General features: G+C 46.1%; 19 protein-coding genes, 1 other RNA gene and 1 other annotated feature. Of the genes, 2 read left to right on the plus strand and 18 right to left on the minus strand.

Features of this window, described 5'->3' with window-relative positions; all coding sequences use genetic code 11:
• The first annotated feature begins 49 nt into the window (after positions 1-49).
• A complete protein-coding gene (locus CEF21_RS15915) occupies positions 50-1,324 on the plus strand; it encodes a replication-associated recombination protein A (RefSeq protein ID WP_123918053.1) in 1,275 nt (424 codons plus the stop codon).
• Between the two features lie 122 nt (positions 1,325-1,446).
• Here CEF21_RS15915 and CEF21_RS15920 read toward each other — a convergent pair whose 3' ends face one another.
• The 6 genes from CEF21_RS15920 to CEF21_RS21370 all read right to left on the minus strand — a co-directional run bounded on the left by CEF21_RS15920 (position 1,447) and on the right by CEF21_RS21370 (position 7,282).
• Positions 1,447-2,196 (minus strand): SDR family oxidoreductase, encoded by a 750-nt coding sequence (locus CEF21_RS15920; RefSeq protein ID WP_123918055.1) that lies wholly within the window; start codon positions 2,194-2,196, stop codon positions 1,447-1,449.
• A gap of 101 nt (positions 2,197-2,297) precedes the next feature.
• The gene (locus CEF21_RS15925) at positions 2,298-3,059 is read right to left on the minus strand and encodes a tRNA threonylcarbamoyladenosine dehydratase (protein ID WP_123918057.1); all 762 of its coding nucleotides are present in this window, start codon (positions 3,057-3,059) and stop codon (positions 2,298-2,300) included.
• Between the two features lie 93 nt (positions 3,060-3,152).
• Positions 3,153-3,336: non-coding RNA, 6S RNA (ssrS, locus tag CEF21_RS15930), on the minus strand.
• A gap of 84 nt (positions 3,337-3,420) precedes the next feature.
• Positions 3,421-5,190 (minus strand): aspartate--tRNA ligase, encoded by a 1,770-nt coding sequence (gene aspS / locus CEF21_RS15935; protein WP_123918059.1) that lies wholly within the window; start codon positions 5,188-5,190, stop codon positions 3,421-3,423.
• A 185-nt stretch (positions 5,191-5,375) separates the two neighbouring features.
• Positions 5,376-6,647, minus strand: a complete 1,272-nt coding sequence (hisS, locus tag CEF21_RS15940) for a histidine--tRNA ligase (RefSeq protein WP_123918061.1) — start codon at positions 6,645-6,647, stop codon at positions 5,376-5,378.
• 165 nt (positions 6,648-6,812) lie between these two features.
• Positions 6,813-7,046 (minus strand) — a binding site (T-box leader).
• 59 nt (positions 7,047-7,105) lie between these two features.
• Entirely contained in the window at positions 7,106-7,282 is a 177-nt protein-coding gene (locus CEF21_RS21370; RefSeq protein ID WP_164462215.1) for a hypothetical protein, read from the minus strand.
• A 119-nt stretch (positions 7,283-7,401) separates the two neighbouring features.
• On the opposite strand from CEF21_RS21370, the gene CEF21_RS15945 reads away from it, so the two are divergent.
• Entirely contained in the window at positions 7,402-9,099 is a 1,698-nt protein-coding gene (locus CEF21_RS15945; protein WP_164462216.1) for an N-acetylmuramoyl-L-alanine amidase family protein, read from the plus strand.
• 79 nt (positions 9,100-9,178) lie between these two features.
• Here the strand turns inward: CEF21_RS15945 and dtd are convergent, their stop codons facing one another.
• The 12 genes from dtd to CEF21_RS16005 all read right to left on the minus strand — a co-directional run bounded on the left by dtd (position 9,179) and on the right by CEF21_RS16005 (position 23,071).
• Positions 9,179-9,631 (minus strand): D-aminoacyl-tRNA deacylase, encoded by a 453-nt coding sequence (gene dtd / locus CEF21_RS15950; RefSeq protein WP_123918065.1) that lies wholly within the window; start codon positions 9,629-9,631, stop codon positions 9,179-9,181.
• A 17-nt stretch (positions 9,632-9,648) separates the two neighbouring features.
• A complete protein-coding gene (locus CEF21_RS15955) occupies positions 9,649-11,847 on the minus strand; it encodes a RelA/SpoT family protein (protein ID WP_123918067.1) in 2,199 nt (732 codons plus the stop codon).
• Between the two features lie 327 nt (positions 11,848-12,174).
• Complete coding sequence (locus CEF21_RS15960; RefSeq protein WP_123918069.1) at positions 12,175-12,687, minus strand: adenine phosphoribosyltransferase; 513 nt, start codon at positions 12,685-12,687, stop codon at positions 12,175-12,177.
• Positions 12,688-12,703: 16 nt separating this feature from the next.
• A complete protein-coding gene (recJ, locus tag CEF21_RS15965; protein ID WP_123918071.1) occupies positions 12,704-15,058 on the minus strand; it encodes a single-stranded-DNA-specific exonuclease RecJ in 2,355 nt (784 codons plus the stop codon).
• A 151-nt stretch (positions 15,059-15,209) separates the two neighbouring features.
• A complete protein-coding gene (locus CEF21_RS15970; RefSeq protein WP_123918073.1) occupies positions 15,210-15,599 on the minus strand; it encodes a tautomerase family protein in 390 nt (129 codons plus the stop codon).
• A gap of 93 nt (positions 15,600-15,692) precedes the next feature.
• A complete protein-coding gene (locus CEF21_RS15975) occupies positions 15,693-16,226 on the minus strand; it encodes a histidine phosphatase family protein (protein ID WP_164462217.1) in 534 nt (177 codons plus the stop codon).
• Between the two features lie 99 nt (positions 16,227-16,325).
• Positions 16,326-17,231 carry an ROK family protein gene (locus CEF21_RS15980; RefSeq protein WP_123918077.1) on the minus strand — a complete coding sequence of 302 codons (906 nt, stop codon included), beginning with the start codon at positions 17,229-17,231 and terminating at the stop codon, positions 16,326-16,328.
• A gap of 11 nt (positions 17,232-17,242) precedes the next feature.
• Positions 17,243-18,280: an SIS domain-containing protein gene (locus CEF21_RS15985; protein WP_164462218.1), complete on the minus strand. Its 1,038-nt coding sequence runs from the start codon at positions 18,278-18,280 to the stop codon at positions 17,243-17,245.
• A gap of 11 nt (positions 18,281-18,291) precedes the next feature.
• On the minus strand, positions 18,292-19,242 hold the full coding sequence (locus CEF21_RS15990; RefSeq protein ID WP_123918081.1) for a 1-phosphofructokinase family hexose kinase: 951 nt from the start codon (positions 19,240-19,242) through the stop codon (positions 18,292-18,294).
• Complete coding sequence (locus CEF21_RS15995; RefSeq protein ID WP_123918083.1) at positions 19,242-20,096, minus strand: class II fructose-bisphosphate aldolase; 855 nt, start codon at positions 20,094-20,096, stop codon at positions 19,242-19,244. Before CEF21_RS15995 ends, CEF21_RS15990 begins: the two co-directional genes overlap by 1 nt.
• 20 nt (positions 20,097-20,116) lie before the next feature.
• Positions 20,117-21,358, minus strand: coding sequence for a DegT/DnrJ/EryC1/StrS family aminotransferase (locus tag CEF21_RS16000; RefSeq protein ID WP_123918085.1), 1,242 nt, complete (start codon positions 21,356-21,358; stop codon positions 20,117-20,119).
• A 12-nt stretch (positions 21,359-21,370) separates the two neighbouring features.
• On the minus strand, positions 21,371-23,071 hold the full coding sequence (locus CEF21_RS16005) for a polysaccharide deacetylase family protein (protein WP_123918087.1): 1,701 nt from the start codon (positions 23,069-23,071) through the stop codon (positions 21,371-21,373).
• Positions 23,072-23,076: the final 5 nt, after the last annotated feature.

Here is a 23,076-nt window from a genome sequence, read left to right on the forward strand (position 1 = left end):
AAAACATATTATAATGAAGAGTACATATGTACGATTGGGAGAGATAGAATTGAAGCCTCTTGCTTACAGAATGAGACCAAGAACCTTAGATGAAATCATTGGACAAAAGCACTTAGTGGGTGAAGGCCAGATCATATCCAGAATGGTTCATGCCAGACATCTGAGCTCTATGATCCTGTACGGTCCTCCAGGGATTGGAAAGACCTCCATTGCCACAGCAATTGCAGGGAGTACTGAAACAGCTTTTCGAACTTTAAATGCGGTCATCCATAATAAAAAAGATATGGAAATTGTGGCCGAAGAGGCGAAAATGTCAGGAAAAGTCATTTTGATTCTTGATGAGGTTCACCGTCTGGATAAGGCGAAACAGGATTTCCTTCTGCCTCATCTCGAAAATGGCCGGATTGTCCTGATTGGAGCGACAACAAGCAATCCTTATCATGCCATCAATCCTGCTATTCGAAGCCGCTGCCAGATTTTTGAACTCAAGGCTCTTACAGATACTGAAATTAAAGAAGCGTTAACCCATGCGATTGCGGATCAGGAAAGAGGGTTTGGAAAGAAGCACATCTCAATTGCTTCTGAAGCACTTGATCATCTTGCTTCCGCCAGCGGAGGCGATGTGAGATCATCGTTAAATGCATTAGAGCTCGCCGTGCTTTCCACATCTGAGGATGAGGAGGGAGTCATCAGAATTGATGTAAATACAGCAGAACAGTGTCTGCAAAAAAAGGCCTTTGCCCACGATAAAGATGGGGATGCCCATTATGATGTTCTATCCGCTTTTCAAAAATCGATTAGAGGATCGGATGTTAATGCTGCCCTGCACTATCTCGGACGGCTGATTGAAGCAGGGGACCTTGTCAGTATTGCAAGAAGGCTTCTCGTGATTTCATATGAAGATATTGGACTGGCAAGCCCGCAAGCCGGTCCGCGCACCCTTGCAGCAATTGAATCGGCTGAGCGGCTGGGATTCCCGGAAGCCCGGATTCCTCTCGCTAACGCCGTTATTGAATTATGTCTTTCCCCGAAATCAAATTCTGCCTATAAAGCATTGGATGAAGCTCTCGCGGATATCCGGTCAGGCAAATCCGGGGATGTCCCTCCCCATTTGAAAGATGCCCATTATAAAGGCGCAGGAAAACTGGGAAGAGGAATCGGCTATCAGTACCCCCATGATTTTGAAGCCGGCTGGGTGAAACAGCAGTATCTGCCTGATTCTTTAAAAAATAAAGTCTATTATTCGCCGAAAACGACCGGCAAATTTGAGCAGGCACTCGCTCAAGTCTATAATAAACTGAACGGACGAACGGATCGAAACTAACGATTCTTTGAAGCGTTTAAACAGAATAAAACCCAGACAGGCGATTGTGTCAACAGCCTGTCTGGGTTTTTATTAAGAATACGCGTAACCCGGTTCATCAAAACACCGGTTCAGCTGTTTCATTACGCCTGATTGGTCGGACGCACGATCACTTCATTCACGTTTACATGCTCCGGCTGGGATACAGCATAAAATACAGCTTCTGCAATATCTTCAGCATTCAGCGGCTTCATATCTTCCGGAACCATTTTCTTGAACATTCCCTGCACTTCTTCATCCGTAATATGATTGGTCAGCTCAGTCTGTACAGCTCCAGGAGATATATTTGTGACTTTAATAGCCGTTTCCGCAAGTTCTTTCTCCATTCCCATGGATAAAGCGCGGACCGCGTATTTTGTCGCACTGTAAACCGCTGAAGTCGGGAATACTTCGTGTCCGGCAACAGACGATACGTTGACTACATGTCCGCTGCCCGCTTCCAGCATGCCTGGAAGGACAGCATGGACTCCGAATAAGACTCCTTTAATATTGACATCCACCATCTGCTCCCACTGATCGACAAGATCATTTTTGAGGAAGGACAGAAGCATCACTCCTGCATTGTTCACAAGGATGTCCACCTGGCCGAAAGCTTCTTTCGCCTGCTTGGCCAGCTGTTCCACATCTTCTTTTGATGTAACATCTGTTGCAACTGCAAGAACTTCTGCAGAATAGGATTCTTTCAGCTCGTTTGCCAGTGCTGTAATCCGGTCCTGGCGGCGGGCAGCCAGAACGATGTTGGCTCCTTCACCGGCTAATTTTCTCGCGATGGCTTCGCCGATTCCGCTGCTTGCTCCTGTAATGATGGCTGTTTTACCTTTAATTGAGTTCATGATTATCTCTCCTTTATTTTGCTTCACCTCCTACCAATACCCTTTTAAATAAAGAAATTAACCAGCAGAGAGCATTCAAAAAAGCGGCCCGGGGGCCGCTTTCAGTCGTTTACTCTGCTTATTTTGATATCTTTCAGCAGTTTCATGATCACATGTCCGCCCATAATCAGGCCTGCAACAGACGGTACCCATGCATTGGAGGACGGAGGCATTTTGGCTTTGCGGATTGGTGCATCGTCCTTCCCTACCACTTTGCGGACGTCTTCCCGGATGACAATCGGGCTTTCATCGGAAAATACAACTTCTATTCCTTTATGAATCCGGTCTTTCCTTAATCTTGTCCGGATGACTTTTGCGATGGGATCTGTGTGGGTTTTGGATATATCCGCCACTTTAAACCGCGTTGGATCTGTTTTGTTTGCCGCACCCATGCTCGAAATAATTGGTATATTTCGGTTTAAACATTCCTTCATAAGATGAATTTTGTACGAAATTGTGTCAGATGCATCAATCACGTAATCCAGGCCATAGCTGAAAAATTCTTCATATGTTTCTTCGGTATAAAACATTTTCAAAGAGATAACATCGCAGTCAGGATTGATTTCCTTAATCCGGTCTCTCATTAAATCCGCTTTCGGCTTGCCTACGGTTGAAACAAGGGCATGGATTTGCCGATTTACATTCGTAATATCCACATCATCTTTATCGACAAGCACTAAACGGCCGACACCGGAACGGGCGAGCGCCTCTGCAGAAAAGGAACCGACGCCTCCGATGCCGAGCACAGCAACCGTGCTGTTTTTTAATATCTCAATGCCTTCTTTTCCAATGGCTAATTCATTTCGCGAAAACTGGTGCAGCACATTTCTTCACTCCATTGCAGTTGGTTTTTAGCTTCATAAAAAACTGCATGAGCATCCTTGCCCATGCAGGTTAATGACTATGTTCAGATGGGCGTAAGTCCCAATCGTGCCGTCGTGTTCATCCTTTGTTTTGAACCCGCTCTCAGCAGGTGGGTGCCCTGTTCCGGAAAATTCGCAAGTCCTTTTGAAAGGCATTTACTCATTCCGGAAACTCGGGCTCCCGATCAAAAAAATGTTCGGTCAAACTCAAGGGATACAACGAACACATCAGGACTGTGCCCCGTCTTTTATCAGATTATACTACACGTTTTTTTCCTTTTCAAGGGAAACCGGGAGGGTCTATCCTACCATTTCCTGTTAGTTATTTCGTTTTTCTTGCGATGTGAAGATCATCAAGCTGAGCGTCGCTTGCCTGCCCCGGAGCATCTGTCAGCAGACAGCTTGCACTCGCTGTTTTTGGAAATGCAATGGTATCGCGCAGGTTGCTTCTGCCCGCGAGCAGCATCACCATACGGTCAAGTCCAAGAGCGATTCCGCCATGCGGAGGAACTCCATATTCAAATGCTTCAAGGAGGAACCCAAACTGGTCTTCAGTCTGTTCTTTGCTCATCCCAAGCAAGGCAAACATTTTTTCCTGAATGTCTTTTTCAAATATCCGGATCGACCCTCCGCCGAGCTCATACCCGTTCAGCACTAGATCGTAGGCTTGTGCTTTCATCCCCGCAGGATCGCTTTCAAATTTATGCAAATCCTCCCTGACAGGCATCGTAAACGGATGATGGGCAGCATAATAGCGGTTTTCTTTTTCATCAAATTCAAAGAGAGGCCAGTCCACTACCCAAAGGAAATGAAACTTGCTTTCATCGATGAGTCCCAGTTCTTTGCCGAGCTTAAGACGAAGTGCTCCCAGAGCATCTGCCACAACGGATTTCTTATCCGCTACAAACAGGAGAAGATCTCCGGTTTCTGATTGTGCTGTCTGGATCAATGCTGTCTGTTCTTCTTCGCCGAAAAATTTAGCAATCGGCCCTTTTAAGCCGTCTTCTTCATGTTTCAGCCAGGCCAATCCTTTTGCTCCATACGGCTTCACGAATTCAGTCAATGCATCGATGTCTTTTCTTGAATATTTCGATGCTCCGCCTTTTACTGTAATGGCCTTTACTTCTCCACCGGATTCAACTGCGCTGCTGAACACTTTAAATCCGCTTTCTGCAACCAGTTCAGATACATTGATCAGTTCCATGTCGAAGCGTGTGTCAGGCTTATCTGAGCCGTAGCGGGCCATAGCCTCATCGTAGCCCATTCTCGGAAGCGGAAGCTCAATATCCATGCCTTTCACTGTTTTCATCACATGCGCCATCATTTTCTCGGACATTTCGATAATTTGGTCCTGACTCATAAAGGAAGCCTCTATATCAATTTGGGTGAATTCAGGCTGGCGGTCAGCTCTTAAATCTTCATCACGGAAGCAGCGGGCAATTTGATAATACTTATCAAAGCCTGAAACCATCAGCAGCTGTTTGAACAGCTGAGGGGATTGAGGCAGGGCATAAAACTCGCCTTCATGCACACGGCTGGGCACTAAATAATCCCTTGCCCCTTCCGGCGTGCTTTTCGTAAGGACAGGCGTTTCAACATCAAGGAATCCATCTTGATCAAGGAATGACCGCAGTGCTTTTGTCACTTCATGGCGCATTTTAATGGTATTGAATAAAGCCGGTCTTCTTAAATCCAAATAGCGGTATTTGAGACGGACATCTTCGGATACCTCTTCTGATTTGTCCTCAATCATGAAAGGAGGAGTTTTAGATGTATTCAAAATCGAAACGGATGAAGCGTGCACTTCTACACTTCCGGTCTTTAAATTCGAATTGACTGTACCCTCTGCGCGCTGTGTAACCGTCCCTTCAATATCAAGAACAAATTCACTCCGCACACTGTTTGCTGTTTCCCACGCTTCTTTTGCTTCTTCAGGATTAACAACGATCTGCACAATACCTGTCCTGTCGCGCAAATCGATAAAAATCAGCCCTCCAAGATCACGGCGCTTTTGCACCCATCCTTTAAGCACAACTTTTTCACCAATAGCTTCCGGCAAAACTTCCCCGCAATAATAAGACCTTCCAAACATGGTTACATCTCCTTACTTTCAATTAAAATCGTGTTACTCCTTACGCCCTCCGTCAGCACGGTCTCCGATGGATGCTCCGTTTTAAAGATGCAGCATTTTCACACAGATCCGGCGCTTGCGAGAAGGGTCTGCAGGCCCTGTCTTTCGCCTGCCCGGCTTCGCTGTTCATGTCCCGCGTCCAGCGGTCACTTCGAGCGGGATAAAATAACAGGTGCAAGTTCAGAAATCGCAATTTCCTGCTGTTCACCTGATTCCATATCTTTAAGTGTAATGGCTTCACGTTCCAGTTCATCATCTCCAAGAACAGCGACAAATCTGGCCTTAAGCCGGTCTGCCGCTTTGAACTGGCCCTTCAGTTTTTTGTTCTCATAATCCCTCTCTGCTGAAAGACCGGCTTGTCTTAAATCATTTAAAATAGAAACGGACCGGTCCTTGGCTTTTTCGCCCATATAGGCGACGTAGCAATCGATGGATGAATCCACCGGAAGCTCTGCTTTTTCTGCATCGATTGCTGCGAGGAACCGTTCAAGACTCATGGCAAAACCAATGCCCGGGTTTTCCGGACCCCCCATTTCTTTAACGAGCCCGTTATATCTTCCGCCTCCCGCAAGAGTCGTAATCGCTCCGAACCCATCGGCATTGCTCATGATTTCAAATGCCGTATGATTGTAGTAATCAAGTCCGCGGACAAGGTTTTTGTCTACTGTGTAGTCAATGCCCAGTTCATCGAGATAAAATTTTACTTTATCAAAATAGGCGGTTGAATCTTCATTTAAAAATTCAAGAATCGAAGGTGCTGTTTGAACGAGTTCATGCTCCCTGTCTTTTTTGCAGTCAAGGATCCGGAGAGGATTTTGAGCAAGCCGCTTTTGGCAGTCTGAGCAAAACTCCCCAATTCTCGGCTGAAAATGCTGAATCAGCGCCTCTCTGTGAGCGGTTCGGCTATCTTTGTCTCCCAGACTGTTGATCACAAGCTTCAGATTTTTAAGACCGGCTTTTCTATAAACATTCATTGCCAGAGAGATAACCTCTGCATCGATAGCCGGATCTTCGCTTCCGATAGCCTCAATGCCAAATTGAACAAATTGGCGGTAGCGACCTGCCTGCGGGCGCTCATACCGGAACATGGGACCGATGTAATACAGTTTGACCGGGGATTGCGGATTTGCGAACATCTTGTTTTCTACATAAGAGCGTACAGCGGACGCGGTACCTTCAGGGCGCAGTGTTATGCTTCTCCCTTTCCTGTCTTCAAAGCTGTACATCTCTTTTTGGACAATATCGGTTGATTCCCCTACGCTTCTTAAAAACAATTCCGTATGTTCGAAGATCGGTGTGCGGATTTCCTTATATTGATATGCGCTGCATACTTCTCTTGCAATATTTTCGATAAATTGCCACCGTTCTGACTGTCCCGGCAAAATATCCTGTGTTCCTCTTGGAACTTGAAATGCCATTTCCATCACTCCTGCGTTCTTTAAAATTGGCTCTATTCCTAATAGCTGATTCATCGGCAAAGGGAGGTTCAACTTTTTCTCCGCTGTCCTGAAGAAGGCTCCGGCCTCCGCATCTTGGCTGTTCGACAGAGCTTAAAAATAAAAAAACTCCCATCCCTGCAAGATCGCAGGGACGAGAGTTAATACCCGTGGTTCCACCCTAGTTGAAGTCGATAAAGAAGACTTCCGCTCATAACCGTTAACGCCGGCTGCGTCCAATTCCTACTAAGCGAATGCTTTTCAGAAAGAAACCTAAGGAGTGTTCGTTCATTGGATCATCATGGAGAAATGCTTTCAGCCGTGGCATTTCCTCTCTTTCCATGTGTAGTTCCAGCTACTTTTCTCCCTCACTGGTTGTTCATATGTATAGCCATTCATTTTCGAATTTTATCTTATCATACGCATGCATACTTGTCATGTCAAGATTGATGTAAATTTTTTTTCAAATCTTTCAGTTCCCGAAGCGCTACACCAAATTCCATGGCAGCCTCTATAGAGACCGAATCTTTTTCCATCTTCGCCAGTGCCTTCAAGTCTGCTGAAAATAAATTTCCCGGAGACTGGTGGGCCATTTCTCCTTTTTCACTGTACCTCATGTATGCAACCCCCTTCGAAGTATTCATTTTAGGATGCCCAATTTGACGAAAAATTATTGCAAACGAATCAAGGATTAAACGGTATAATGAAAGAAGTTATGGTGTTAAAGGGGGTTCTTATGGCAAAAAAAACGGCAAGTATGGTTATAAGCTTCATTCTGCTCATTGCAGTTCTGCAGGGCCAGCCATTTCCTGTCCATGCAGCACCGAAGGAAACGGCTAAAATCTTGAATGATACCCTGAATATTCGCAAAGGACCTGGATTGAGCTACGGAATCGAAGCGATCGCACGGAAAAACGAAGCATACAGTGTCATTGAAAGAAAAGGGGATTGGGTTAAACTCGCCCTTCCGGGAAACAGAACAGGATGGGCTGCGAGCTGGCTTGTGCAGGTTCAGTCGTCCTCTCAGGAAGATGCAATCTATTCAAACGCTGAAGATGTCAGAATTCGCAAAGGACCTGGAAAGCAGTACCCCATCATCGGTACATTTCCAATGGGAAAGAAAGCAAAGCTTGTAAGCAGAAAAGGCGATTGGACAAGCATTGCTTACGAAGGAACGGCAGGCTGGATCTCATCACAGTATGCATCCTCTAATAAAAAAGAAGAAAAATCAGTTTCCCGTTCTGGACTTACAGGGTACATAACAGCTTCCTCTCTTTATGTCCGTTCTGCACCTGCGGGTGAAAGTACTCTGCTTGGTTCAGTAAAAAAAGGAACAGCGGTTACGATTTTAAACACACAAAGCAATTGGCTCCGCATCTCATATGGGGGAGAGACAGGCTGGGTTAACCGGGAATTCGTTCAGACCGAAAGAATCAACGAAGTGTCAGGAATTGTGTCAGCTGATTCCCTTAATGTCCGCCAGTCCGCTTCATTGAATGGAACCGTGTCGGGAAAAGTACGTAAAAACGAGAAAGTAATCATTTTGGAGAAGAAAAACGGGTGGGCTCATATTCGATTTGATCGTAACCAAACAGGCTGGGTATCTGCTCTATACATCCAGAAAGCAGATACTGAAAAATCCGCTCATAACCGCAGTGGAACGAATAAAACCATTAAACTGGTTTCAAACGGGACCAACATCCGCTCCTCTGCTTCAGTAAACAGTTCTGTCATAGCAAGAGGAACAGCCGATACGACGTATCCGGTTTTGTCGATTCAAAATGACTGGTATAAAATTTCTCTTCCGGATGGACGGACCGGTTATGTTGCAGGATGGCTTGCAGAGGATGCTGAATCCGGAAAAAGGATCAGCCGGCCGGGAGAATCGAAGTCGCTTAAAGGAAAAACCATTGTCATCGATCCCGGGCATGGGGGGATTGACGGTGGGACGGCCGGGAGTAACGGAACACTCGAAAAATCGTTAACAATGAAAACGGCCCGATATTTAGAGGCAGCATTGGAATCTGAAGGAGCGAATGTTATATCGACAAGAAGCTCTGATTTATACATCAGCCTTCAATCAAGAGTTCGCACTTCCCATCTCAGGGCAGCCGATGCCTTTATCAGCCTTCATTATGACAGCAGTTCCAGCCAGACAGTAAGAGGCATGACGGTTTACTATTACCATACACCCGGCCGCAGCTTAGCAGCGGAGGTCAATGACGGACTGATCCGCAGCACCGCCTCTAAAAACCGGGGTGTCCGATTCGGAGATTATCATGTGATCCGTGAGAACACGAGACCGGCTATTCTGATCGAGCTTGGTTATCTGAGCAGTGTGACAGATGAAATGACCGTAAACTCAAATTCCTTTCAGCAGAGCGCAGTGAGAGGGATTACCGAAGGTCTTAATAAGTATTTCAGTCATGAATAGGCTTGGCTTTTTAACGGTCCGGGAGCTCTTTCCTGCAGAAAATCATAAAAAAGGAAGCCGTGTACGGCTTCCTTTTTTGCTATTTCCCCCGGTCAGCACTATCGATAATCAGGGTGACGGGACCTTCGTTAATGAGTGAGACATCCATCATTGAACCGAATACGCCTGTTTCAACCGTTAAACCGGACTTGCGGAGTTCCTGATTGAATTTCTCGTACAGGGGCTCTGCAGCATCTGGTTTAGCAGCACCCATAAAATTGGGCCTTCTACCCTTTCGGCATTCTCCGTAAAGGGTAAACTGCGAAACAGAAAGCACCTCCCCTTTTTCATCAAGAATCGAACGGTTCATTTTTCCGGATTCATCCTCAAAAATCCGGAGATTGGCAAGTTTTTCAGCCAAATACACAGCGTCCTGTTCCGCATCATCATGTGTTACTCCTACGAGAACCATGATTCCCCGGCCTATTTTTCCGGCCGTGCTCCCGCTTACTGTCACTTCCGCTTCTTTTACCCGCTGAAGAACAATTTTCATTGAAAAAGACCCTCACTTTAGTTCATCAATCTTCTCACAGAATAAATATCCGATATTTGTTTAATTCGTTCAACCACTTTATGCAAATGGTTTATATTCGCTATCGATAGGGCCATATGAATCGTGGCTACCTTATTCCTGTCCGACTTTCCGGAAACAGAAGAGATATTGGTTTTCGTTTCATTCACTGCCTGAAGGACCTCGTTCAGAAGGCCTCTCCGGTCGTAGCCCATGATTTCTATTTCTACATTGTATTCTTTTCTGCCGTCGAGCTGATGCTCCCATTCGACTGGGATGAGGCGATCTTTCGCATCATCCGCCTGGATGTTCGTGCAATCATCACGATGGACAGAAACGCCGCGTCCCTTCGTAATAAAGCCGACAATTTCATCCCCTGGCACCGGATTGCAGCATTTCGAAAGCCTGATTAAAAGATTGTCGATTCCTTTTACTCTTACACCCGCATCCCGTTTCTTCGGAGATGGATATTGTTTTGTTTCCGTCACAATTTCCTCAACCGCTTTTTCCTGTTCTTCCAGATCACGCTTTTTCCGCCATTTTTCAGTCAGCCGGTTGGCTACCTGCAAAGCGGTTATCCCGTTGTATCCCACGGCTGCGAACATGTCTTCATCGTTGGCAAAGTTGAACTTTTCGTATACTCTTTTTACGTTATCGGAAGCAAGGATCTCTTTTAGATCAAAATCCATGTTTTTGATCTCTTTTTCAACCCATTCCTTCCCCTTCTCAACATTCTCTTCCCGGCGCTGCTTTTTGAAAAACTGTCTGATTTTGTTTTTAGCCTGGGAGGTTTGGGCAAGTTTAAGCCAGTCCTGACTTGGCCCATATGAATGCTTAGATGTCAGAATTTCAATGATATCTCCTGTTTTCAGCTTATAATCCAGCGTCACCATTTTTCCGTTTACCTTCGCACCGATCGTCTTATTCCCGATCTCCGAATGAATGCGATAGGAAAAATCGATTGGGACAGATCCTGACGGCAATTCAATGACATCGCCTTTTGGTGTAAAAACAAACACCATATCGGAAAACAGATCAATTTTAAGAGATTCCATGAATTCTTCTGCATTCGTTGATTCATTTTGAAATTCAAGAATTTCTCTGAACCAAGTTAATTTCTTCTCAAGAGAAGCGTGGTCGTCCAGTTCTTTTCCTTCTTTATAAGCCCAGTGAGCAGCAATCCCGTATTCAGCAATGTGATGCATATCCATTGTGCGGATCTGCACTTCCAGCGGATCCCCTTTAGGACCGATTACCGTCGTGTGGAGGGACTGATACATATTTGGCTTAGGCATAGCAATATAATCTTTAAACCGTCCAGGCATCGGTTTCCAGCATGTGTGAATAATTCCAAGAACGGCGTAGCAGTCTTTAATGCTGTTTACAACAATTCTGACCGCAAGCAGATCATAAATTTCATTAAACTGCTTATTTTGAAGAACCATTTTTTTATAGATACTGTAAATGTGCTTCGGACGGCCTGAGAATTCCGCCTGGATTTGCACTTCCTCCACACTGTTCTTCACATCATGGATGACCTCATCCAGATACTCTTCACGCTCAGCACGCTTTTTCTTCATTAAATTAACAATTCTATAGTACTGCTGAGGGTTTAAGTATCGGAGAGCCGTGTCCTCAAGCTCCCATTTAATTTTTGAAATCCCGAGTCTGTGTGCAAGAGGCGCGAAAATCTCAAGCGTTTCATTCGAAATTCTCCGCTGCTTTTCTTGAGGAAGATGCTTGAGAGTCCTCATATTATGGAGCCTGTCGGCCAGTTTAATCAAAATGACCCGGATATCCTGAGCCATTGCGACAAACATTTTCCGATGATTCTCCGCCTGCTGCTCCTCATGGGATTTATATTTAATCTTTCCGAGCTTTGTCACCCCGTCCACAAGCATCGCGACTTCATCACTGAATGCCTTGCGGATATCATCCAGGGTAACATCTGTATCTTCCACTACGTCATGCAAAAAACCGCCGGCTATTGTAGATGGATCCATATCAAGATCTACTAGTATGCCCGCAACTTGAATAGGGTGGATAATATACGGTTCACCGGATTTGCGGTATTGCTCTCGATGAGCTTCTTCTGCAAAATCGTACGCTTTCCGGATAAAATCAAGATTGTCATCAGCCAGATACCGCTTTGCCCGTTCAATTACCTGTTCAGCGGTTAGGACTTGTTCATTCGCCATGAGATCACCTTTTTTGAAGAAAACTTTATTGTACCTATTATCATGAAAAAAAAGGGTTCTGTAAAGGGATAGGGAAATAATTCGAATTTAACAGAAAGCGCGGTCGGATAAAGAAAAAACATAAGCAAGCGATACGAAGGGGATGATGGCGCTTACATAAAAATCCGGTTACCCATCATTTCCCGTAAATTATTTTACCTCCTTTTCCGGGAAAGCAGGTTAGAACCGGAATAAAATGCAAGCAGGGAGGATTCGCGCAGCGTGCATCCTTCCTTTTTCTCATCTTATAAAAAAACCGGCCGAAGACGGCCAGTTTTTTATCAGCAATTAATATTGCATTAACGTCATTACATCGTAGCCATCCAGTTTTTTTCTTCCGTCAAGATACGAAAGCTCAATTAGGAAGGCCATTCCGGCAACAACGCCGCCAAGCTCTTCAACAAGCTTGATTGTCGCTTCAATCGTTCCGCCTGTAGCAAGCAAATCGTCTGTGATCAGAACCCTTTGCCCGGGAAGAATTGCGTCTTTGTGAATCGTCAGGACATCTTTGCCATATTCAAGACCGTAATCCACCTTTATGACTTCACGGGGAAGCTTGCCTTCTTTTCGCACAGGCGCGAAACCGACTTCAAGTGCATATGCAACCGGGCAGCCGATAATAAATCCGCGTGCCTCCGGACCCACAACGAGGTCAATTTGCTTTTCACGGGCAAATTCAACAATTTGATCCGTCGCATATTTATAGACTTCGCCTTTATCCATTAATGTTGTAATGTCTTTAAACCGGATTCCAGGCTTCGGATAATCCTCGACGATCGTGACATATTGTTTTAAATCCATCTTTCGTTTTTCCTCCTCAAACTTGAACAGGCTTAGACGCTTTATTGAGTTGCTCATCAAACCAATCCAGAAGCTCCCGGTATGACGAATACAGCAGCCTGTTTTCCAGCTCCATTTGATCTTTTTTCTGTTTATAAGCAAGTGATTCACTTAAATCGCGTTTGCCGCCATTTTTGTTAATTGAAATCAGACCATTGTTTATTGTAACAAAATCCAGCTCAAAAAACACCTTTGACATAAAATCAATTGTATCAGACGTCCATCCTTTATGTTTGGCAAGCTCTGCACCGTGGCGGTTTATATCAAATTGCTCTCTTTTCAGGAGAAATCCGTAAAACCACTTAAAGTGCTCTCTCGTCGGAATGGTAGAAAAGAAATGGTCTTCTGTCTGATGGAAGAAAACGTATATTCTTTCCGGCTCTGCCTGATTAAACAGGGAAGCAAAAATATCCATGTTATCCGGCACGTCCATAAAAACGGCGTAGCGTCCCTGAAGATTGGTCTGTGAAGCCTGTTCAGGCGATTCAATATAAAGACACTCACCGGAAATCCCCTGCTGCATAAGCTGTTCCGCCGTTTCTTTTTTAAAGGCAATCAGCCGTTTTTTCTCTGATGGGATCCGTTCAAGAATCTGCTTCACCTGGCGTGTTCCCCTGTGATCAAACAGCTGCCAACCTTTAACCGCCGCATCCTGAAGCATAAACTGGGGTTTGCGGAAGTTATTCCATTCGTTTACAGAGAGCTGGCCGACTACTGACACTTTAGAAACCGGCGAAATTTCATCATGCAAATGTCCAAACCCGAATCCTACACAGTCGAGCTGGGTTTCATCCTGCTCAAGAGTCAGTTTAAGATGATTTTGATTGGAACCGATTTTCCTCATTCCTGAGACAGACAGATCCTCGATCATCACAACCGGTTTTGGATTATGCATTCCGAAAGGAGCGAGGAGATTCATTTCCTCAATAGAGGAAAGTGTCACTTCGTCAAGCCTGCAGGACAAATCGACTTTCGTCAGCGGTACAAAATCCTCTTCCTTCAGCTGATTCTTTGCGAGAGCATTCATCCGTTCTCTCAGTTCATCGATATCATCCGCTGCCAGAGTCATTCCCGCAGCCATCGGATGTCCGCCAAAATGGGGCAGGAGCTCCCTGCATTCGGATAGGTTTTTGAATAAATCGAAACCCGGGATACTCCTGGCAGACCCTTTCGCTTTTACCCCTTCCTCGTCTAAACACAGGATGATGGTCGGACGGTAAAATTTTTCAACGATTTTTGATGCAACGATTCCCACTACACCTGGATTCCATCCGCTGTTCGCGAGAACAAGAACAGGGTATTCTTCAGGCGGGTAGAGCGATTCTGTCATTTCAATCGCTTCCCGTGCAATATCCTGCACAATTTTTTGTCTTTCACGGTTCAAGCTGTCTATGTCCGCAGCAAGTTCTGCTGCCCGAGCCGAATCAGCCGTTCTCAGGCACTCCACAGCCGGATCGGCTGACTGAAGTCTTCCGACTGCGTTAATTCTGGGCGCAATCGCAAAGCCGATCGTTTCTTCTGTAAGCTCGCCTTCTTTTGAGGAAGCCTGCTGGAGCAAAGCTTTTATCCCGGGCCTGCCTGTCCTTTTCAACCGTTCAATGCCTCTTGAAGCAATCAATCTGTTTTCACCGTGGAGAGATACTAAATCAGCAATTGTACCAATCGCAGCAAGTTCAAGAAGGGAGTCCTGAACAGTCCCGAGAAGAGCATGGGAAACCTTCAGTGCTACCCCCACACCCGCCAGTTCTTTAAATGGATACAAACTGCCGGGAAGTTTCGGATGAACAATAGAGATTGCATCGGGAAGCACAGGACCTGCTTCATGATGATCCGTTATAATTAAATCCAGACCGATTTCTTTCGCATAATCGGCTTCTTCTGCAGCTGAGATCCCGGTATCCACTGTTATAATCAGCGACACTCCCGTCTCCTTTAGCTTCAGAAAGGCCGCTTTATTCGGCCCATACCCTTCTGTAAAACGGTTCGGGATATAGAAATCAGCGTCTGCCCCAATCTGATGCAGCGTTTCAAGCATGACAACTGTCGACGTAACTCCATCTGCATCATAATCCCCATATACACAAATCTTTTCATGAGAATCCACTGCTTTTTTTATCCGGGCAACAGCCGAGTCCATTCCGTTCATTAAAAAAGGATCATGAAAATCCTGCTGATCCATATATAAAAATGCTTTAGCAGCTTCTGGCTCTTCAATGCCCCTGTTTACGAGCAAAGACGCAACCAGCAGCGTTATATTCAAGCTCTCCGCCAGTCTTTCTGCTTTAGCGGCATCTGCTCCTGTAACGGACCATCGGGCTTTAGGTTTTAACATTTCTTCACCCCTCAATCATTCTATTATACTTTAGCCGGCACCTTGTTTCAAACAGGTGATGGATCAGACCAAACCACCGAATGAATGCAGATTCAATAGAAAATAAGATGGCTTCAAGATAAAGAGGGTGACCAAAGTCACCCCCCATCCTTTATAAATCTCCTGTTAAAAATTGTGCCTTACCGTTTCCGAAGCTCCAGTCGGCATCGCTGTTGATTGTGATAGAAACCATTACGTCCTGCGGATCAATTCCGCAGCGGTCTTTTAAATGCTGAACAAGCAGCGCATAAAATTTTTTCTTTTGTTCCTCCGAACGCGGACGGCTGGTCATGGAAATCATCACTACATGGTTTGTCCGCTCAAATCCAAGCCCTGTGTCCTGGATGACCATTTCATGTTCTGCATGCTGATGGACAATTTGATAGCGGTCCCGTTCCGGCACTTCAAATGCGGCCACCATGGCTTCATGTGCCGCATCCAGCAAAGTCTGCAGCTCTTCTTTTGTTCTTCCTTTTATTACATCAAAACGAAGAAGGGGCATATGATAACCTCCTAAACGATTAGAATGATTCTACCATATCACCACACATCCCGACGGGCAATTGTAAAGTCTGCTGCGTGCCTTTATTTTCTTTCAGGCTTTCTCAAAAACCAGCTGCTCTCCGTTTTTTGCCCTCCCCGCTTTCCTGCCTTTGTAGCCCCTTTTTACTAGCTGTCCTGTTAACACACGGATATAGAAGCCGTGAGAGACTGCGAGTATATGCCGGAAACCCAGGACTTCCGCTTCCGAAATCCACTGATTTGCCCGCTCAGCCGTTTGTTTTCTAGTTTCACTTTGAGATGGAAGGGAGAATAGCCAGCTGAGTCTTCCCATCATCATCCAGACATGGAAAGGCAGTTTACCTTTTATATCGGTAAATGGTGCAATAGGAATTTCCCTAAGTAAAGGGGTTATAACAGGAACGCCATATAAATGCTCAGCTGTCTGACTGGCTCTCACTAAATCACTCGAATAGCAGGCATCCCAGTCAGAATCTTCAGCGGCCTGTAGAATTTTTGAAATGGAAGAGGTATCATACTGAACACACCAGCTGCGGAATTCCTCAGGGGTCATCATTTTTTTATACGGGCAGTCTACTCTATAGTGCCTGACAATGGTTATTTTCATTTCATCCTTCTCCTGAGTTTTCTCATTTTCTTTCATTTTACCAGAATTGGAAAAAAAGAACCTGTCACGCTGTCTGCAAACAAAAGAGGCTGACCTGGTTCAGTCAGCCTGAAGTGTATGAAGGAGCTTTAAACCGGCACCTTGTACTCCTGCCGCCTCTTTTAGCATACTTGAAGAGATTCGGTTAGACAGCGGCTCTTTTCTTAAGGAGCGGTATTCATCCACGCACTTGCATATTTCCTCAAGAAGACGGCGGTTGCGGTTGATTACCCCTCCTCCCATTACAATGCGGTGAGGATCGATGGTGCAAATGATCGAATAGACCGCTCTTGCCAGTCTTCTGATCATGTTTATCGTTTCGATGGATTTTGCGCCTGCCAATAAGGAGTCAAACAACTCCTGCTGCGCCTTGCTTTTCGTGAATTCAGCAACAGTTTGGCTGATGGCGGAACCTGAAGCCAGCTCTTCAAGCGTCCTGCGGACAATCGCACCGTCGACATGCTCTTCCTGCTCTATATTCATCCCAATTTCCCCGGCCATGCCCGCTCCCCGGAAAAAATCCCCCTGATGGATAATGCTGCAGGCGATGCCGGTGCTGACAGTCAAAAATACGAACGTCTCCTGTTCGTCAGCTCCACCGTGCACCCACTCTGCATAAGCTGCCATGCATACATCATTTTCGAGAATGATTCTTTTGCCAAAGTCAGACTTCAGTCTTTCTGCAAGAGGAAAATTCCGCCAGGGAAGATTGTTTGAAAAAACAGCGATTCCCTGCTCCCTGTCTACCATTCCAGGTGTCCCGGCTCCTATTCCTTCTATTTGATTTAGCGGGATCCCTGAGCTCCTGAGCACCTTGTGAATGCATTCCTTAACCCTGCCATACATTGACTCTTCACTTACAGAAGAAGAAGGCACCACTGATACGGATGCCGTTTTGCCGGAATCGTCGACCACGCCAGCCGCTATCTTGGTGCCTCCTATATCCAGCCCAATCGCATATGTCATTTATTTCCTCCTCACCTCATCGGGATATTGACAACCTGGGTTAAGTTCTTGGGAAGATCCGGATTTAATCCCAACCATTCTGCCCGGAAGAACGCTATTTTTTGGACATATGGCATAGCCAGAACGAGGTGATGTTCGGTCGTGCCATTTGGCAGCAGAAAAGCATCGGTTACTTTTTCCTGATTTTTTTCAGAAAGCTCTGGTCCGATATAGTAAACGGATGCCCCAAGTCTTCGGCAATCCTCAAGCAATGGCACATCATAGTCCACTGTGGCAGATGACCCGATGAGAACTATAGCAGTCCTGCTGTCTGCTATTGATATGGGTCCATGCCTGAATTCGAGGGAGCAGTAGCTCTCACAGTGTGTCTGGGTCATTTCCTTCAATTTCAGCGTTGCTTCTTTAGCCAGGCCATTATACATCCCGCTGCCTAAGTAGATGACCTTTTCCCGCGTTTGATCTTCAGATAATCCCTTCACTTTTTCCGATTGCAATAAAGCTTCTTCCATTTTATGCGGCACTGCGTCAAGTTCATTCCAAGCCTGTGCTGAGCCGGCCATTTTGGCACTGTACAGCTGAAGGGAGAAAAGCATGGCTGAGAAGCTTTGAGTCATTACGACGCTTTTTTCATTGATATGAGAGAGGACAATCGCTTCATTGCAAATCGTGCACAGGGGGGATTGCTCATTGCACGTAACGGCCAAAGAAGAAACATTGGCCCATTCCCCGACTCTTTTTATTGCTTCTACTGCTTCAGTCGTCGTTCCGGATCTCGAAATGATGATGATTTTGTAATTTGAACCTTTCGCTATGGCTTCATCCGGACAGAGAATCAATTCTGACGCAGGGACTGCAGCAGCAGGTTTTCCGGTTATTTTCTGATAGTATTTTGCTGCACTGCACGCCAGGTAATAGGACGTACCGCAGCCGGTAAAAAGGAGAATGGTATCCTTTTTAACAGGTTCAAAAACCTTCTCTTCTAACATTTGCAGCGTTTTTTGCATAACGGATGGCTGATCATTGATTTCATTCCATGTATAGCGCTCCATATTTCCCTCCATTAATCGATTTTATAAACCTTCACAACGCTTTGAAGAAAGGTATAATTTTCCACCTTTATTTTACCTGCTGTCCATTCCATTGCATTCGCCGCCCCTGCAGCTGTTCCGCTTTTCAGCGCCTCTTCCCAACCTGAACCTCTATAAAGGGCAGCTGTCATTCCTGCAAGAAATGCATCGCCGGACCCTGTCGGATTTACCGCCCGGACGACGGGTGCCTCTGCATATAAAGCAGTGCCATTTTGATAAAGGATGGAGCCTCTGCTGCCGAGGGTCACAGCAATGGCTTGCGGGCCCCGATTGCAAATAAGCTTTAGATCGCTTGCCAATTCAGACAGCCGGTTCAAGTCGAAACGCTTGCCCAGCAGCTCCTCGAGCTCATTCAGATTAGGTTTAATAAGAAACGGCTTCGCCTGAATCCCGAATTCAAGCGCTCTTCCTCCTGTATCCAATATAATTTTAGGCCCTTTTTCCGCTGCCGCTTGCGCCGCATCCGCGTACGCCTCCTCGGTCAAACCGGAAGGGAGACTGCCTGAAAATAGAACATAGTCACTTTTTGCAGCCAAATCGGGCAAATCCATCCGTAAAAACCGGCCCCATTCTTCCTGAGAAACGGATGGCCCTTTTTCAAGCAGTTCCGTGTGCAAGCCGGGGGTCTTGCATTCTGAGTCAGCTATAGCATGGCAGGCTCTGCTTTCTTCCCCAATTTCTGTGAAATGGGTCGGGATGGCCTGTTTTGTGAGGGAATCAATAATAAACCGGCCGTTTTCCCCGCCGGCAAATCCTGCAGCTGTCACTGGAATCCCGAGGGTATGCAAAACCTTTGCCGCATTTATTCCTTTTCCGCCGGGTTCTTTGAAAACCTTCTCAACCCGGTTGGTCTCATTTTTGCGGAAATCCGGGACGATATAGGTAAAATCCGCGGCAGCATTTAAAGTAACCGAGGTAATCATTACAAAACCTTCGGAGACTGGAGCAGAACGGCTATTTTTTCCTTCACCAGCTCTTCCGCACACTCTCTTGCTGTAATAAAGTATTTCCTTGGATCAGAGGCTTTCTGATGAACCGTTAAATATCTCCTCAGCTCGGAAGAAAAAGCCTGTTTTAATTCTGTTGAATAATTAATCTTTGAAATCCCGCATCCTATTGCTTTCCTTATATCCTCATCGCAAACTCCGGAAGCTCCGTGCATAACAAGAGGGATTCCGCATGCGCCTCTGATTTTTTCCAGCAAATGAAAATCGAGATCCGGCTCATCGGCATAGATGCCGTGTACCGTTCCAAAGGACGGAGCTAAAAAATCAATGCCTGTTCTAAGGACAAATTCCTCTGCCAGCGATGGATTGGTAAAATGACTCCGGTCTGCTTTTTCCCCATTCCCATTATTTCTTGCAATGGCGCCGAGCTCAGCTTCTACAGGCACGCCCATCGCCTGGGACGCCTCCGCCACTTTTTTTACAAGCACAATATTTTCTTCAAAATCAAGGGACGATCCATCGATCATGATCGATGTATATCCCGCTCTTAAGCATTGCATCGCAATTTTAAACGTATCTCCATGATCCAAATGAAGCGCAACAGGCACCTTTGATTGTCCTGCAAGCGATTTAACCGCATCTACTGTATATTCAAGCCCCATATAGCGGACGGTATCAGGAGTGGTCTGAAGGATAACCGGAGAATTGAAGGACTCGGCTCCGCTGATGACCGCCTTCATAAGCTCCAGGTTATGCACCGCAAACGCACCAACCGCATAACGGTTTTCAAAAGCGTCTAAGATGATTTCTTTAGACGACACAAATGACATGTGCATCCTTCCCTTGCCGGTTATTTTTGATAAAATAAGGCCACTTTTCGGATTGCTTTTGCTATTTCTTCTACATCCAGATCTGTATAAAATTCGCTCATCGGCAGTTTGACCGCCGTTTCCAGAATTCTTTCAGCTATCGGACAGCTGCCTGCTTCATAATTCGGCCGTCCTAAGCTGAACGGATAATGTGTACCGGGATACGCAGACCGTTCTGAAAACAGCGGCTGCCGGTACAGCACCTCGGGGATATAGCCGGGCTGATTCGGTATTCCTTCTTCAGCTAATGCATCTGAAAATTCTTTCCGTGAACATGTGAAGGCTTCGAGATCCAATCTGAACATATAAAACCAATAGGTGGATACGCTGTTTAATGGTATCTCCTGCGGGATCACACCTTTTATATCGTGAATCATGCCTGTAAGCCGGTCTCCAAGCTCGGTTCTCCTGCCGCAAATAGCGGGCAGCTTCTTAAGCTGTGCAATCCCGACCGCCCCCTGCAGCTCCGTCATCCTGTAATTTGGAGCGAGAGAGGCAATTTTCCTTGTGACGGTTTCCTCAAGGCGCGAATAGTTCTTGTCAGCAAATGCATGAGCTCTCCTGTATACTTCTTCATCCTCATCATTCACCGCCACCATTCCTCCGTCACCGGTTGAAATATGTTTAAAGTCATTCGTACTGAAACATCCAAAATGGCCAATCGTTCCGGTCAGCCGGCCGTTGTATTCTGCCAGATAGCTTTGTGCACAATCTTCAATTACGACCAGTCCGTGCTGCTCTGCAATCTTCATGATGGCATCCATCCGGCATGGCACTCCTGCAAGGTGGACAGCAATAATCGCCTTCGTTCGGGATGTAATAGACTTTTCAATGGATGCGGGGTCCAGATTGAAGCTATAAGGCTCTAAATCTGCGAAAACAGGAATCGCATTTTGATATAAAATTCCAATAACCGTACCCTGATCCGTGATCGGGCTTGTAATGACTTCGTCTCCTTCCGTCACTCCTGCTGCTCCCAGCGCAATGTGAATAGCGGCCGTTCCTGAAGAAGCTGCCACACTGTGTTTAAGGCTATAAAGATGATTAAAATTCCGTAAAAATGTTTTGACTTTACTTCCAAAATGGTAGAAAAGAGTATTCTGATCGAGCGCCTCAAGCAGCTCCTTTGCTTCTTCGAGTCCAAAGCGGTTTCCCGTCCCAAACGGGGCCGTTTTGGTTTTTCTGCCGCCATGGATGGCAAGGGGTTCGGTATGAATAGCCATTCCAGTCTCCTTTCACGATGTTTGTGCCTGCTTGAATACCGGTATTTTCTTGATGCATAGGTGGCCGAAGCGGATTTCCGCCTCCTCCCCAAGAACATTGGCATGTTTCGGAACAGGTACCCATATGACAGGGGAGGCAGTCGGTGCCTCACCTGACAGCTCCGGTTCCCCGGATGGAGCTAACCGGTCAATTTTTATTCTTCTTCTCGCCCTTTCCCACCGGCTGATCTGTTCGGAAGTCCAAAACTCAAACTTCCTGGCCCTCGCTTCCCTCACAACCTTCCGGAAGGCTTCACCTACTTTTGGCTGCTCGAGAAGATGAAGCTGGTGAAAAAGGAAATGAGCCACACCGCCAATCCGCTGAACTTCTTCCAAAAAGGGTTCAATAACCGTTGTATCTGCCAGTGCATGGTGATTAAGATCCTGGGTTAAAAATCCAAGTTCGATGACATCATATTTTCGGTTTTTTTCTGTGTGCCAAGCGATCGGAAAGTAGGGGAGGCACGTTCCGAATAAAAAGCCGATATTCCCCTTTTTACTTGGGCCTCTGGATTGATCGAGCTGAATTCCTTCCTTTTCACACCACTCAAACAGCTCCCCCCACCCCTTAAAGAGCGTGTAGTGGTTTTTGTTTGTGCAGAAGTGCTTTAAACCGGTCTTTGTTTTTAAATCCTGAAGCTGCCTTTTGAATTCCATCTCGCTCCATACACCATTCTCAACCTCCAATGCATTGTAATGATAGGCGAGCTCATGGCCCTCCTGTTTGATTTTTTTATACATGCCAGATTCATATCCGGGTTCAATCATGCACCATGTAGAATGAATTCCGCACTCTTTCAATAAAGAAAGCGTCACCTCGGCCGATTCTTCCAGATTAAAATCACTGTCATGGGAAATGGTGGCGATTTGGTCAATTCCGGCAGGCCACCTTCCGATAAACGGAACCGTCAGCCCCTTCTCAAGCGCCATTTCTGCAAGCTTATGATAAAAAACTTCACGCCAGCGGTCAGCATAGGCTTCCGAAAAGTAGTTCATTCCCGTATCCGTCGTTTCCCGATCGCAGCTCCAGTCCATAGTGAAACTGTCATCTGCTTTCAGGAGCCCATCATCAATTCCCGCCGTTCCGTCCGGGGCGGGCACCCCGTCCCGATGAATCGGCTCCAGTCCCTGCTGCAGCCCGACAATGGAATAAGGAAGATCAGCCTGACAGTGGACCATTTTCCCGCTCCCTGCCATTATGGTCATCCAGAGTTCTCCAATGACCGGGCCTTCCGGTGAGCCGTCTGTTAAAAATCCCTCTTTTGCATTCCAATCTGCTGGGGCGGCACGATACCAATGATTCGTTTTTAAAAAACGGACCGGCTTTTGATAGCCAAGCTCTTTTGCGGGATATCCGTACCCCGGACCTCCGCAGTCCACTTGACAGCCCGCCCATCTTGCAAGCTTGGGAGAATCCGATAAATGGAGGACCGCCCCTCCATTTTTTATATATGAAATCAATTGCTGGACGGCCTGGTCAGACTCGTTCAGCAGGCCTGCAATTAACAAATCCATTTCTTCCATGGGATCCGTATTTTCGGATATGACTTGATACGGAATGCCAAAATGATCCAATACTTCTTTCATATAAAAAGCAAACACATTTTCCCGTTCTGCCCATTTTTTGTTTGCCGTCTGTTCATCCAGCAGCAAACCAATTTTCGCCATCTTCATCTGTC

The sequence above is a fragment of the Bacillus sp. FJAT-42376 genome, assembly GCF_003816055.1.
GTDB lineage: Bacteria > Bacillota > Bacilli > Bacillales > Bacillaceae > Metabacillus_B.